This is a genomic window from Lactobacillus sp. UCMA15818, assembly GCF_030400225.1.
GTDB lineage: Bacteria > Bacillota > Bacilli > Lactobacillales > Lactobacillaceae > Liquorilactobacillus.
The window spans coordinates 1-14,691 of sequence record NZ_VJYB01000013.1 but is presented as its reverse complement, the minus strand read 5'-3'; the positions used below and the strand labels follow the sequence as shown (position 1 = coordinate 14,691).

The following is a 14,691-nucleotide window of genomic DNA, read 5'->3' as shown; positions in this document are numbered from 1 at the left end:
TCTGCTGTCTAGTTTACTATTCTAGAAGAATTGACGCAAGATATCTTTCAATGGTGGTAATTCTGGAATCTTCCAATAATTTTCGAGGTATTCTTGACCAAACTTCATATATCCTTTCGCCTCATCCATGACAATCTTGCCCGGAAGTGGAGCGTTATCCTTGACATAGGCATTAATTAAAATAGGTTTATCTGTAATAGTATATGCCTTATCCAAAGCCGCCTTGAATTCGTCATTAGATTTAACCGTAATACCCACACCACCACATGCTTCAGCAAATTTAGCATAATCTATATCAGCCAAGTCAATCTGGTAATTCAATTGTCCAGCTTGCTGTTGCTCATACTCAATAAATGCAAGTTTTTGATTATTAACAACTACACAAATAACAGGCAGCTTATACTTTACAGCCGTAACAAAATCCTGCATGACCATCGCAAAAGCCCCATCGCCTTGCAATGCAACGACTCTCTTATCTGGATAGGCAACTTGTGCTGCGATTGCTCCGGGCAAAGCACACCCCATCGTTCCAAGCCATGCTGAAATTGCAAATTTCTGCTGATCCTTGACATGCAAATAACGTGCACTCCACGATGTAGATGTACCAACATCAATAGAGTAAATCAAATCCGCTGGTGCTGTCTCATCAATATAGGCTGTCATACTTTCTGGTGAAACTGGGCTCGTATTCAGCTTACGCTTGGCAGCCATCCATTTGTTCCAATTACTCATACTCTTTTGACATGCAGCCAAGAACTTGCCGTCGGTTCTAACTACACCTAAAGCATTGAGCGCCCCAACAAACTTCTTAACATCCCCTTGCACAGCAACATCAACACTATAACGTTTACCTAAATTTTCAGCTTTCAAATCAACCTGAACACTTTTAGCTTGTCCCTTCTCAGGCAAGTAAGGCCGGTATGGATAATTTGTCCCCAACATTATCAGCAAATCAGCATTTTTCATTGCCTCGTATGCTGCCTTGGTACCCAATTTACCTATATTCCCCAATGAATTGGGATGGTTATCCGCTATCGTGCCTTTAGCAGGCAATGTTTCCATAAATGGAATTTTATTTGCTTCAACAAACTGCTTGATATCATCTCCAGCATATTTGGCACCTACTCCCAGTAATACGACTGGCTTGCTTGCATTCTTTATCAACGAAGCTGCTTCATCAAGCTGTGTTTTGTTAACCTCTGGTGTACTCAGCGTAAATGCACGTGCAGAAGAATTGTATTCTCCCTTCAATATTTGATTAGGAATATCGTCAGGAATGGTCAATACTGCAACACCCTTGTTCTCATAAGCACTCCTAATAGCTTGGTCAATGACTTCTGGCAGATTGTCCACTGCTGAGATTGTTCTATTAAAAACCGCTACATCATCGAATAGCTTCGCAGTGTTTACTTCCTGGAAATATCCTTCGTTTAATGAAGTCGATGTAACCTGACCTAACAGAGCCAGTACTGGTACATGATCCATTTTTGCATCGTACAGTCCATTCAGAAGATGGATTGCACCAGGCCCGCCAATTGATAAGCATACACCAATCTGATCTGTATATTTTGCTTCTGCTGCTGCTGATAAAGCAGCAACTTCCTCATGACGGACTTGAATAAACTTTATCTTGTCTTGTTGGCGACGCAAAGCATCGATTGTAGTATCGATTGAATCACCAGGCAACCCATAAACATTTTGGATGCCCCAATCTACTAAGACATTAACTAACAAATCTGCTCCCTTTGTACTTGCCATAAAAAAACACTCCCTACATAAGAATAGCTCATAGATGCGGGCTCATCTCTATTCTACTGCAAAAAGCATTTTGCACAATACTTTTTGCTCACCAAAATTTTCAGCCTATCTTTTGACTCCCCACAGCCTTACTAATTTTAGATATAAAAACAGGAAGGAAGTTGTGACATAAGTCAGGAAAATATGAGTACTAACGCGAAACTACTAAGATAGCAGGTCCTTTGCTATGAGCAATTCGAAGTTAGACGAAGAATTTTGACTTATGGAACACGTTTATCCGAAATAAAACAGGAGGATTGAGTCAAAATTTAACTTTTGACCCACCCCCCATTATTGTCTCTGTCTAAACAACATATCCAATAAATTAGCTGCGTTTTATCGCATTCCTACTTTTGATTATTCAATTACTAACTTGGTTCCGCCATTAATATTTTTATAAAACCACTTTGCATCTTTAACAGATAGCCAGATACTATTATTTGTATCTACCTGACTTCCCAAGCTGCGTGCTTCTGAAACAATATACTTTCCATGCTCATTAGTGGGAACACTCTGTATCAAATATTTGCCATTACCCTTCCAAGAAACCCAATATCTACCTCCATTGCCGGTAACTTGATTAAAGTAAAATTCACCACGTTTATTACTAACATTAAATGTTCCTGTTGGAAATTCTTTTTTGCTTTCATTCGAATAGCCTGCAGAATGTGTCCCTAGAGATACATACATTTCATAGACCTTTTTCTTCCCTGACATCACGTAAAGACGTTGCTTTTTTTGTGAAACTTTGATCCATAAGCTCTTATCGCCAAACACATCGGGATATTTTTTTATTTCTGAAGACTTACGCCACTTTATTGGGTGCCTCATATTCGCATCCTGATCTTCTTTTTTTTGTTGCTGCTGCTTTTTTTCATTTTTTGCAATCTTTACACTATTTATTTTTTCCGCATGTTTAACATATACTACACTCCAGCCTGCAAGAAAAACAAGCAAGATTGCAACAATCCAAGAAACCAATTTGCGTTTATTCATTCACTTGTATACTCCCCTAATTTTTATTAAGCCGAATGCTCTCAACATCAAAGATCTTATCAATCCAGCCATCATAAAAAGACTTTTCATGAGATACTAACAAGACATTGCCAGCAAAAGACACAAGAGCCTTTTTCAAAGCATTCTTTGTCTCATCGTCTAAATGATTCGTAGGCTCGTCCATAATTAAGAAATTGCTTGGCTTTAACTCTAGGATACATAACTTAACCTTCGTTTGTTCGCCACCACTCAATAATTCCATCGGTTTCATAGCATTAGCTGGACTTAATCCGGCTCGTGCAAGTCTTTGCCTGATTGTCTTTGGTTCTAATTTTGGATAAACATCCTGGACTATCCGCAGCGGTGTTTGTGTCGGATTGTCCCAGTCCAAATCTTGCGTAAAATAATTTACCTTGGCTGCTTCAACAAAGTTAGCACTTCCACCAAAGTTCGGAATTATACCTAAAATTGATTTAATAAGTGTTGACTTACCAACTCCATTAAAGCCCTTCAATACAACTTTTTCTCCATGACTCATTGAAAAAGTAACTGGTGCAAGCAAAGGGCTTTCATATCCAACTGAAAGATCTTCAACAACTAATGTAGCAGATGACATCAGTTCTTCATAAGGAAAACCAAAACTAGATTGCAGTGCATCACTCGGCGGATCAACTTTTTCCATCTTATCAAGTCGCTTCTGCCTCGACTTCGCCATTGTAGACCTAGTTCCTGCCTTGTTTCTTCTGATGTAAGCTTCGTCCTTTTCAATTTGGCGTCGTTGCTTCTCATAAGCTTTAAGCTGAACTTCTTTTTTTACTTCCTTTTGCTTGATTGCTGAACTGAAGCTTCCTGTATATTTTGTAATTTTTCCAAAGGCAACGTCAATAATTGTGTTTGTAACTCTTTCCAAGAAATCAAAATCATGTGAAATTACCATAAAACAGCCAGCAAAAGCATTTAAATAATTTATCAACCATTCGATATGCTCAACATCAAGGTAGTTAGTTGGTTCATCCAGTAATAATACATCTGGATTCTCAAGTAATAGCTTAGCCAGGATAATCTTCGATCTTTGCCCCCCGCTGCACTGATCCACATGTCTGTCTTTTCCAATTGCATCTATCCCAAGACCAGACATCACCTGTTCAATCTTAGTCTCTATCTCATAAAATTCACCGGCTTCAAGCTGTTCCTGATAGCTGCCTGCTTTATCCAGTAAAGCTTCATCCATTGTAGTGGCATAATCCTCATAACACTTGGCTTGTAACTTACTAATATTATATAAGTCTGCAAATGCAGATTTTAAAAAGGAAAAGACTGTCAAATCATGCGCTGTTTGTGCGTATTGATCAAGATATCCAATCTTTATATTATTCTGCCATACAATTTTACCTTCGTCCGGAAGTTCTTGTCCTGTAATAATTTTGATTAAAGTACTTTTACCCGCTCCATTTTGTCCGATAATTCCCATATGATCTTCTTTATTTAATCTAAAGCTAGCATCTTGATATAAATCCTTATCAGCAAAAGCGTGTGAAAGACCGTCTATTTCTAAAATACTCATTTATTTTCATCCATCCTCTTATTGGGTGATTATATCATATTCATACATCAATTAATTATTATTTTTATCAAAAAAAACCACCATAAAACGTCATTGACGCCCCATGCTGGCAAATAAATATAAGTTTCTAGAAAAATCAACTTATTTATCGGCTTTTTCTAGCTCCTCGCGACTCTTCAAAAATGATAATACAGTTTGATGTTGTGCGCGACGCTTTTTAATATTCTTTTGGTTAACAGGGCGACGATCGTTAGCTACCCCAACATGAGTATTCTGTGACATTGGTTCTCCTCCTTTCACTCTACACGTATTTTCCTATTTTATACTGTTTTTAATTTTTTTTCAAGCGAGCAGAAATTAAGCTTTTCGTCTTTTGCTGGACTTAGCTTTTTGCAGTTGGATGCTTAACAATTCCTGAAGGACTGCGACATGTTCTTTATATAAGTCGTCTAGTCCTAATTTCTGATATAACGAGAAAATTTCAGAAATAACTTTCAGCCCTTGTTCATAATCTCCGTCATTAATTATCTTTAACCCTTCAAAAAATTTCTTGTTACTTACCGCATATACATTATCTGAACCAATTTTTATTTTATTAAGCAACGTATAATAATAATTCACATTATTTGTCTTGTTAGCCTTCATAAATACTAAGATTGACTGACATAAGGCTCGTACTTTCAAATTATCAAGTTTCATATTTCTACCCCCAGAGCCATTGCTCCAATCATGGCCTTGGAATATTTTTTCAATCGATAAGCTATCAAACATAAAAATCGCATCAACATAAAGCCCGTATTCGTAGTGTCCCCATTTTGTACTCCGTATTAGATAATGGGCAATTTCTTTTCGTTCATTCAAAAAACTTTCTGTAGTTCTGCTGAGCTTCTTACGCATCACAGTGGCAATTAACATTAAGTTATAGAAACGAATCAATCCGTTTTCTTGATATTCTTTGGTAATTTTTTTCTCCAATGCTTTAATTTCAGTCAGATTTCTGAGCTGATAGGCATTTTTTAAATTATCACGATAATCGCAATACTCACTATTACTTTTATCCAGTACACTAAACACCCTTGAGAATTCAGCAGCTTCAATATTTAAACGATTCAATATGTATAAGAAAGTGTCTGCTGTCGTTTCAACTAAGCCACTCTCATATTTATAATACATTGACCTTGACAGTAACCCATCATACACAGACTTAGCTTTTATCCCTTTTTCAGTTCTGATTTGCTTAACAAGTTCCCCTGTTTTCATTTTTTGCCTCTTTTCACAATTATCATATATGTGCTCATTAAATAGGCACCCCGCCCTACAAAATATCGCGTATGTCAAAGACATCTTTTACGCGCATAACAAAATTATAGCTCCCCCTAAATAAAATTATTTTTTACTTATGTAAACCCATTACTAACTTTTAGTACCGTGTACGCACACAATCATAACAGAAAATTTCATGAAAGTAACCATTCTAATTTTAAATTTATTTTCATCCATCTAAGTCAAATTGTTATTAATCTAAAAAATATACTAATTATCTATTTTGGCCTATTTTATGTCCACTATTTAATTACGTCTATATCAAACCATTATCCATTATTCAAACAAATTCATTTGTACATTTAATAACTAAATTTGCTAATTTTCTCAACATTATCTATCATTTTTTTTATTCAAAAAAATTGTAAATAATAACTGTATCTACCTAAAGTTCAGCAAGTACTTATTTTCTAGTATCATCATAGAATACCAATATTTATATCAAAATAACTTCACTGGTAATTCATAAATTTAGTCTATTATCAAAGTCATTCAATCATGAAACTTTTTTCACATGGCTTCTAAGCTAACTGAATTAAGCAGAAAAAGCCTGCTTAATATGAGCAGTGCTGAAATTCAAATTAATGAGGTAACTAGTATGATGGAACTTAGTATTGAACTTAAACACGTTTTTAAGCAGTATCCCCCAAGCGCTTCATTCTTCTCACATATAAGAAGCTCTCCGCTTGTATTACAAGATATTAATTTAAAAATTGCCGCTGGTGAATTCCATATTTTCTTAGGTCGCAGTGGTTGTGGTAAATCAACATTACTCAATATTATTGCTGGCTTTCTTCCCCAAACAAGTGGCCAGGTCTTAGTTAACGGCCATGAAGTTACTGCTCCTGGACATGATCGTGGAGTGGTATTCCAAAATGCCGATGCTGCGATTTTCCCATGGTTAACTGTCTATGAAAATGTTGCTTACGGTCTAAAAATGCAGCACTTCCCAGAAAAAGAACGAACTCCTATCATTGATCAAAGCTTAAAATTAGTTGGGCTTGACCAACACACTGATAAGTACCCCTACGAATTATCTGGTGGGATGAAACAACGTGTCCAGATTGCGAGAAGTATTGCTAATAATCCAGACATATTAATTTTGGATGAACCTTTTGGTGCTTTGGACGCCCAGACTAGAGCAATTATGCAAGACGAGCTTATTAGAATTTGGCAAAAAACTAAGAAAACTATTTTATTTGTAACACATGATATTCAAGAAGCTGCTTATCTAGGCCAAAAAATCAGTATCTTTTCTCCAGCTCCTGCTGCAAATATCTGCAAAACAGTCACTGTTGATTACCCTTATCCTAGAAATATTTTTTCTAAAGATAATGAGCAATTGGTCACAAAACTAAATAATTATTTCCCGATTAGGGGGTCGTTAGCATGAAAGAAATGTCGAGTAAAGATACCGCTAAAACCCAAGCATTGAATGGACTAGAAGCTTCTAAAAACACCGATAATTATACAAAAAATGAATGGCTTAAGACTGGACTATTATTTTTAACTAAACATGGATTGTTTGCTTGGCTCTTGTTACTAGTGATTTGGATAATTGCCTCTAAAATTAGTGATTCCAGCTTCCTACCTAGTCCATGGAAAACATTAACTAGTGCTAAGGAATTAATAAAAACTGGAACACTTCAAAGTGACTTACTAATTAGTTTGCTCCGAATATTAGCTGGTTGGTTGGCTGGGACTATTATTGCAGTCCCTTTAGGATTATTCATTGGACAATTTAAAATTATTCGTTATTTATTCGAGCCATTGATTAATTTTTTCCGCTTTGTACCAGCCATAGGATTTTTGACACTATTTCTACTATGGTTTGGTGTTGGTGAAGTATCTAAAATTGCATTAATCATTTATGCAACAATGTTCCCAATCATCATCAATACTATTACTGGGGTTATTGCAATTGATCCATTAAAGATTGAATCCGCTCAATCACAAGGAGCATCAAAATTTCAAGTTTTCTACAGCGTTGTCATTCCTTCAGCTGTACCAAATATCTTTACTGGTGTCCGCCTTGGATTAGGCGGAGCAATTATAGCGATTGTAGCAGCAGAAATGCTAGCAGCTCAAAACGGAATTGGCTATCTGATTTATACTTCTAGACTCTATTATCGTACCGATTGGATTTTTGTTGGGATTTTTGTTCTTGGTTTTATTGGTTATCTTTCAGATACACTGCTTCGTTTATTCGGTAAAGTTGTGCTCAAAAAATATGGTGTATTTGAAAAAAAAGCAACGTAATGATGGAATGCAACAAAAAGTTAGAAAGGTGTTTTTGTAAGTGAATAAAAAAATAATCATGCTATTTGGAAGCCTAGCAGTTATTATCGCTATTATATTTGCTGCCGTTTATGGCTTAAAGACTGTTGACAGTAGCTCAAAAAAGAGCAGCACTAGTTCAACAACAATCCGCTTAGGATTAATGACAAATTCCGGTGGCCAATACTTAGCAGCTATTGCGAAAAAGGAGGGGTATTTCAGTAAGTATAACCTGAAAGTAAACACTACGACTTTTTCCTCTGGAATTGAAACAGTTAATGCAATTACAACAAAACAGTTAGATATTGGTTACGTAGCTGATTTTGCAGCCTTAAACCGTTTTGGAAGTTCAAATAAAAGCAATCTCAAAATCTTTGCAAAGTTATCCAGTTCTGGAGGCAGTGGGGTTAAATTATACACCGCTAAAACCATTAACTCATTAGCTGATCTCAAAGGTAAAAATATTTTAACTAGTAAAGGAACTGTTACGGAATATTGGGTTGCTAAAACATTGAAAAAAGCTGGCTTAAAAGAAAGCCAAGTTAATCTATTATCCGTTGAAACCGGACAAGAAGGATTGGCTTTGATGAAATCAGGAAAAGCCTCTGCTGTATGGGCATCCGGTCAAGATGCAGAAAAACTGAAAAAAACTGGGAAGTTCAAAGTATTAACTACCCAAGGAAAAATCACATCACCGACTTTAGCCTTTGCTATTTCCAATAAAAAATTTCTAAAGGAACATCCAAAAGCAGCAATTGCCTATCTGAAAGCCATTAATGACAGTATTAAATTGGTTCAATCTCATCCACAAAAAGCTGCTAAAATTGTCGCTTCCGCATTAAATGTTCCTAAAAAAACTGTTTTAGCAACTTTCAAGAGTACTAATTTCAAAGTCAGCTTCGAACAGAGCACATATAACGACTTAAAGAGTATTTACAAGTATCTAGCTAACAATGGAAGCTTAAAACATACTTATGACATTGATGATTACATTGATACTACGACACTGAAGAAAGCCATCTCAGGTTCTGTTTCATATAAATAATACTGAAGTTTAATTTATTACGATATTAAAAAAGTTAAGGAGTGAATCATATGGGACAACCATCTATATATCCAACTGGAACAATTTGCTATAATCCTGATAAAGCTTGGAATGGCTATACCTTAGTACCAACAATTAACGATGGCATATTATTATTTGATATGAATGGTAATGAGGTAAGACGCTGGATTTTTCGCGGAATGCCCCCTAAAATGCTACCCAATGGGCATATTATTGGAAATTCTGGCAACCGGCACCCAGTTCATGGGATGCAAGATGGAATTAATCTTGTTCAAGTTGATTACGATGGCAATATTGAATGGCAATTCGATCATTTTGAAAAGATTGACGACCCAGGATACGATCATCGCTGGATGGCACGACAGCATCACGATTTTCAGCGTGAAGGCCAGGCTGTCTATTATTCACCATTAGAACAACCAAAGGTAGACTCAGGGAAAACTTTAATATTAGCCCATCAAACAATTCATAATTCAGTAATCTCTGACAAAAAATTGTTGGATGATATTGTTTACGAAGTTGATTGGCAAGGTAACTTATTATGGAGCTGGAGCGTAGCAGAACACTTTGCTGAATTTGATTTTGATGAAGCTGCCAAAAATATTTTGACAAGAAATCCAAATATGCGTCAATCTGATGGTGGTGTTGGTGATTTCATGCATACTAATTGTGCCAGCTATCTGGGAGAAAATAAATGGTTTGATCGAGGAGACCAGCGATTTAAGCCAGATAATATTATCATGGACAGCAGAGAAGCAAATATTTTATTCATCGTTGATCATGATACCGGCAAAATTGTCTGGAAGTTAGGTCCTGATTATATACATGATCCTAAAGCACAAGCAATTGGTCAAATCATTGGGCAGCACGCTCTACACATGATTCCCCGTGGATTACCTGGAGCTGGAAACCTACTATTATTTGACAATGGTGGCTGGGCTGGCTACGGTACTCCTAATCCTGGTAGCTTAGATGGTTCAAAAAATGCACTCCGAGACTATAGCCGAATTCTCGAAATCGATCCTGTTGCAATGAAAATTGTGTGGTCGGTTACCCCTGCTGATTTTGGTTATCAAATGCCAACTGACAGTAGCAAATTCTATAGTCCTTATGTTTCAAATGTCCAACGATTACCAAATGGCAATACTCTGATTAACGAGGGATCTGACGGCAGAATTATTGAACTCACTAATGACTATGAAATTGTCTGGGAATGGATTTCACCTTATTTTTCACATAATAATGATGGTAAACTAAAGAACAATATGATTTACCGCGCTTATCGTTACCCATATGATTATGTGCCACAAGAACCAAAGCCGCACGAAATATCAATTCAACCACCTGACATTTCTACTTTTAGATTGCCAAATGCCGGAAAAAAAGGTGCAAAAAAGATTGTTGCTGTTGCTGGTACCTTACCTTACTATAAAGACGTTGCCTTGTGTGTCGCAACAATTGATGAATCCAATCAAGTAACCGCTAAAAAGAAAAATCAACAATTATTTACAATTGACCGCAACATTTTCCCTGAAATTACCCAGGAAGAATTTACAAATCAAATCTTAAACAACAAAAATACCGATAAAGTTAAAATCATAATGTTCGGAGCGGAGCGTTGTTCTCACTGTCGCATAGTCCATCCGCTACTGAAAAAAGCAGTCTCTGAAAAGTTCAACAATCAATTTGAAACATATTATCTTGATGTTGATAAAAATCAAGAGATTACAACCAGACTTCATATCTTGGGAACCCCAGTAGTTTCGGCTTATAGAAGCGGTAAAGAACTTAATCAATTTCGCGGAGAATTAGGTTTCAATGGCATCTGTGAATTTTTAAATACCTTTCTTACTGCAGAAATCTAATGATACTAATTTATGTGACATTTAATTTTGAGCTTTGTTTTAAAACAAATCATCCTTACCTAATCCATAATTATCACTTGCACAACCCAAAGAGAGTGTGCCATAAATCGGGAAAATTTGAGTACTAACTCGAAATTACGAACATAGCAGGTACTTTGCTATGAGTAATTCGAAGTTAGACGGAGAATTTTGACTTATGAAACACGTTTATACGGAATAAATAGAGGAACTGAATCAAAATTTAACTTTTGACCCAGCTCCATTTGTTTGCATATAAAAACGTATCTCATAATTCAAAATTATTGCCATATCTCTCTTACTTTTAATTTATATTATTTTTCCTGTGTTTTTAATAGATCACGAATTTCTTCCAGGAGTTTAACTTCAGGAGCAGCAACAGGTACAACTTCCTCCTTCTTACGAATCAAAAATTTATTAACAAACTTAACCAATAAGAACACCACAAAGGCAATAATCAAGAAATTAATAATTGCGTTAATAAAACTACCTATTTTGAACGTTGCTCCGTTAATCTTGAACACTAATTCTGAAAAATCAATTCCTCCAATAAACAAGCCAATAAAAGGATTAATTAAGTAATCAACCAATGACTTAACAATTGACGTAAAAGCACCACCAATAATAACACCGACAGCTAAGTCAATCACATTTCCTCGTGAAATAAACTCTTTAAACTCTTTAATCAATTCTAAACACCCCTAATATGAAATTACTTTAAATGTACCAATATGCATATATTTTTTCAACTATTTAAACTTCTCTCTTATCACATTTTATAATCGTTATTTCTTTCTTAACACCGTGAAGCATGATACATTTAAACTATAAAATATGAAGGGATTGTCATGCTTAATGAACCAAAAATATCACCAGCTTTCTGTTGAAAAGGCATTAAATTTATTAGATACAAACACTACAGGTCTTTCCTTGGATGAGACAAACAAGAGATTGGGTCAATACGGACAAAACACGCTCACTGAACAAAAAAAGAGTTCCTTGTTTCAAAAATTCATAGCTCAATTTAAAGATCTAATGATTATCATATTAATGGTTGCTGCTCTTATCGCTGCTTTTGCCGGTGATATTTCAGATGCCTTAATTATTTTCTTGGTAATTGTTTTAAATGCTGCATTTGGTGTATTTCAAGAAGCAAAGGCGGAGAATGCAATTGATGCATTAAAAGAAATGACAACCCCCTCTTCAAAGGTACGACGAAATAATCAAATCACAACTATTAAGAGTGTAAATTTAGTACCTGGCGATATTATTTTATTAGAAGCAGGTGATATCATCCCTGCCGATGTTAGATTCATCAGCACTTCTTCTCTGCAAGTCGAAGAAGCCGCATTGACTGGTGAATCTGTACCTGTAAATAAAAACATAACTAGTATCCCTGAGGCTGAAATTCCACTAGGTGATCGAAAGAATCTTGGCTATATGAACACCAACGTTACCTATGGGACGGCAGAAGCGGTAGTTATTGCAACCGGCATGAACACAGAAGTTGGCCACATTGCAACAATGCTCAACAATGTTGATCAGACAACCACTCCACTTCAAAAAAGCATTGTACATCTGAGCAAGATTCTAAGTGTTTTAGTTTTGGCGATTGCACTGCTGGTTTTTATTATCGGAATATTAGCTGATCGTGCTTCAATCTTAGAAATGTTGTTAACATCAATTTCGCTTGCAGTTGCAGCAATTCCTGAAGGGCTGCCAGCAATTGTAACAATTACGCTTGCACTTGGGACACAAACCATGGCTAAACGTAATGCATTGATTAGAAAACTGCCGGCCGTTGAAACGCTTGGAACTACAGAGATCATTGCATCAGACAAAACTGGTACTTTGACTCAGAACAAAATGACAGTCGAAAAAATATATCAAAACAACACCTTGACTGATGCCAATAGTGCACAAATTGATCTGAACAACTTAATGAAAGCCATGATTTTAGCCAATGATAGCCAAAAAAGCGACACTGGGTTAATCGGTGATCCCACTGAAACGGCTTTGATTCAATACAATCTTGATAAATCAAATCATGTCTCGCAAATTGAAAAAGACTTCCCACGAGTTGCGGCAATTCCCTTTGATTCTGAGCGAAAACTGATGTCTGTTGTAATAAAACAGGCAGATAAACCTGTGTTGTTCATAAAAGGTGCTGTTGATGAATTATTGCAGCGAACAACACGCATTGAAAAAAACGGAGAAATAACTGTTTTAACTGAAAACGACCGCAAAAGAATACTCGCTGCAAACCATGATCTAGCGCATAAAGCTTTACGTGTTTTAAGTTTTGCATATCGACCACTAGATAGTATTCCAAATGAGCCTTCCTCACAACTACTCGAACAAGATTTAATTTTTGTTGGGATGGTGGGAATGATTGATCCTGAACGTCCAGAGGTTAAAGACGCTGTTGCACAAGCTCGTTCAGCAGGAATCAGACCATTAATGATAACTGGTGACCATAAGGATACTGCTACGGCGATTGCAGTTCGCTTAGGGATAATTACGGCTTCTCAAACTGATGCTGTCATTACTGGTAATGATCTAGATGCACTATCAACTGACGAGCTGAATTCTGCAGTTGATAAGTATTCAGTTTATGCTAGAGTTGCACCTGAACATAAGGTTAGAATTGTTAAGGCATGGCAGAAGAGAGGAAAAATTGTAGCGATGACAGGAGATGGCGTCAACGATGCTCCTGCTTTGAAAACAGCTGATATTGGGGTCGGGATGGGTATAACCGGTACTGAAGTTTCTAAAAATGCTAGTGATATTGTTCTAGCTGATGATAATTTTGCAACCATTATTGTTGCTGTCAAAGAAGGACGCAAGGTTTTCGCAAACATTCAAAAGGCCATTCAGTACCTTCTTTCTGCTAATTTAGGTGAAGTTCTAACTCTCTTCTTTATGACGATGCTCGGCTGGGATATCTTTGCCCCAGCACAAATTCTTTGGATCAATCTCGTAACAGACACTTTTCCTGCCATTGCACTTGGAATCGAAAAAGCTGAAACTACGATTATGCAAAGAAAGCCTAGGGGCGCTAAGTCGAGTTTCTTTGGCGATGGAGTTCTCTCTAGTATTACCTACCAAGGATTGCTGGAGGGAATATTAACTCTTGGCGTGTACTGGATAGCCATCAAGTATCCTTTCCATAACTCATATGATTTGATACATGCTGATGCTTTGACCATGGCTTTTGCAACTTTAGGATTAATTCAACTGTTTCATGCTTTTAATTCTAAATCAATTCATGGTTCTATTTTCAACAAAAATTTATTTTCAAATAAAATGTTTAATTGGTCGATTGTTATCTCAGGCATACTTTTGTTTGCAACGATTTTCATTCCGGCATTCAACGACGTCTTCAAAGTTACCCCACTCGCCCTAGAACAATGGTTAATAGTGTTAAGTGGTGGTGTGTTAATGATCGTAATTGTTGAAATCGTAAAACTATTTCAGCGTAAACTCCATAGATAACTCATCTGTACCGTAAAGAGGAAATATTAGCTCGAAATTACTCATAGCGAGTACTTTGCTATGAGTAATTCGAAGTTAGACGGAGAATTTTGACTTATGAAATATGTTTATACGAAACAAATAGAGAGGCTAGATCAAAATTTAACTTTTGACCTAACCTCTCTCCTACGTTTAGTCAAGCCTCTAATTTCTTATTTTTTTAATCTTTGAACTAGTGATTGAGAATTGGATTAATATTTTAACTTATTTGAAGGTTGTAGCTTTTTGTCCTCAAATTTAAGTACAAGAAA

11 protein-coding genes are annotated in these 14,691 nt (G+C 36.2%); 5 read left to right on the top strand and 6 right to left on the bottom strand.

Translation table 11 applies throughout. From position 1 onward, the window contains the following. Positions 1–21 precede the first annotated feature (21 nt). The 5 genes from FFX44_RS10745 to FFX44_RS10725 all read right to left on the bottom strand — a co-directional run bounded on the left by FFX44_RS10745 (position 22) and on the right by FFX44_RS10725 (position 5,617). Positions 22–1,758, bottom strand: coding sequence for a pyruvate oxidase (locus FFX44_RS10745; protein ID WP_289980849.1), 1,737 nt, complete (start codon positions 1,756–1,758; stop codon positions 22–24). Positions 1,759–2,154: 396 nt separating this feature from the next. Beyond that, a complete protein-coding gene (locus tag FFX44_RS10740) occupies positions 2,155–2,793 on the bottom strand; it encodes a L,D-transpeptidase (RefSeq protein ID WP_289980847.1) in 639 nt (212 codons plus the stop codon). Between the two features lie 16 nt (positions 2,794–2,809). Then, positions 2,810–4,357: an ABC-F family ATP-binding cassette domain-containing protein gene (locus FFX44_RS10735; protein ID WP_289980844.1), complete on the bottom strand. Its 1,548-nt coding sequence runs from the start codon at positions 4,355–4,357 to the stop codon at positions 2,810–2,812. Positions 4,358–4,498: 141 nt separating this feature from the next. Next, complete coding sequence (locus FFX44_RS10730) at positions 4,499–4,639, bottom strand: hypothetical protein (RefSeq protein WP_289980843.1); 141 nt, start codon at positions 4,637–4,639, stop codon at positions 4,499–4,501. A gap of 75 nt (positions 4,640–4,714) precedes the next feature. Continuing rightward, entirely contained in the window at positions 4,715–5,617 is a 903-nt protein-coding gene (locus FFX44_RS10725; RefSeq protein ID WP_289980841.1) for an Rgg/GadR/MutR family transcriptional regulator, read from the bottom strand. Positions 5,618–6,278: 661 nt separating this feature from the next. On the opposite strand from FFX44_RS10725, the gene FFX44_RS10720 reads away from it, so the two are divergent. Genes FFX44_RS10720 through FFX44_RS10705 form a run of 4 tightly spaced genes read left to right on the top strand, consistent with a single transcriptional unit; the run spans position 6,279 to position 10,888 of the window. Beyond that, positions 6,279–7,073, top strand: a complete 795-nt coding sequence (locus FFX44_RS10720; RefSeq protein ID WP_289980839.1) for an ABC transporter ATP-binding protein — start codon at positions 6,279–6,281, stop codon at positions 7,071–7,073. Continuing rightward, complete coding sequence (locus FFX44_RS10715; protein WP_289980837.1) at positions 7,070–7,939, top strand: ABC transporter permease; 870 nt, start codon at positions 7,070–7,072, stop codon at positions 7,937–7,939. Before FFX44_RS10720 ends, FFX44_RS10715 begins: the two co-directional genes overlap by 4 nt. Before the next feature lie 40 nt (positions 7,940–7,979). Further along, positions 7,980–9,002 carry an ABC transporter substrate-binding protein gene (locus FFX44_RS10710; RefSeq protein WP_289980835.1) on the top strand — a complete coding sequence of 341 codons (1,023 nt, stop codon included), beginning with the start codon at positions 7,980–7,982 and terminating at the stop codon, positions 9,000–9,002. Between the two features lie 50 nt (positions 9,003–9,052). After that, complete coding sequence (locus tag FFX44_RS10705; RefSeq protein ID WP_289980832.1) at positions 9,053–10,888, top strand: aryl-sulfate sulfotransferase; 1,836 nt, start codon at positions 9,053–9,055, stop codon at positions 10,886–10,888. Between the two features lie 332 nt (positions 10,889–11,220). Here the strand turns inward: FFX44_RS10705 and mscL are convergent, their stop codons facing one another. Beyond that, positions 11,221–11,595 (bottom strand): large-conductance mechanosensitive channel protein MscL, encoded by a 375-nt coding sequence (mscL, locus tag FFX44_RS10700; protein WP_289980830.1) that lies wholly within the window; start codon positions 11,593–11,595, stop codon positions 11,221–11,223. Between the two features lie 166 nt (positions 11,596–11,761). On the opposite strand from mscL, the gene FFX44_RS10695 reads away from it, so the two are divergent. Next, the gene (locus tag FFX44_RS10695) at positions 11,762–14,401 is read left to right on the top strand and encodes a cation-translocating P-type ATPase (RefSeq protein WP_289980829.1); all 2,640 of its coding nucleotides are present in this window, start codon (positions 11,762–11,764) and stop codon (positions 14,399–14,401) included. Positions 14,402–14,691: the final 290 nt, after the last annotated feature.

Excerpts from the sequence above, each read along its gene's own strand:
- FFX44_RS10695 (WP_289980829.1), top strand. The coding sequence starts at position 11,762 with ATGAACCAAAAATATCACCAGCTTTCTGTTGAAAAGGCATTAAATTTA.
- FFX44_RS10740 (WP_289980847.1), bottom strand. The coding sequence starts at position 2,793 with ATGAATAAACGCAAATTGGTTTCTTGGATTGTTGCAATCTTGCTTGTT.
- FFX44_RS10725 (WP_289980841.1), bottom strand. The coding sequence starts at position 5,617 with ATGAAAACAGGGGAACTTGTTAAGCAAATCAGAACTGAAAAAGGGATA.
- FFX44_RS10715 (WP_289980837.1), top strand. The coding sequence starts at position 7,070 with ATGAAAGAAATGTCGAGTAAAGATACCGCTAAAACCCAAGCATTGAAT.
- FFX44_RS10705 (WP_289980832.1), top strand. The coding sequence starts at position 9,053 with ATGGGACAACCATCTATATATCCAACTGGAACAATTTGCTATAATCCT.
- FFX44_RS10720 (WP_289980839.1), top strand. The coding sequence starts at position 6,279 with ATGATGGAACTTAGTATTGAACTTAAACACGTTTTTAAGCAGTATCCC.
- FFX44_RS10745 (WP_289980849.1), bottom strand. The coding sequence starts at position 1,758 with ATGGCAAGTACAAAGGGAGCAGATTTGTTAGTTAATGTCTTAGTAGAT.
- FFX44_RS10735 (WP_289980844.1), bottom strand. The coding sequence starts at position 4,357 with ATGAGTATTTTAGAAATAGACGGTCTTTCACACGCTTTTGCTGATAAG.
- FFX44_RS10730 (WP_289980843.1), bottom strand. The coding sequence starts at position 4,639 with ATGTCACAGAATACTCATGTTGGGGTAGCTAACGATCGTCGCCCTGTT.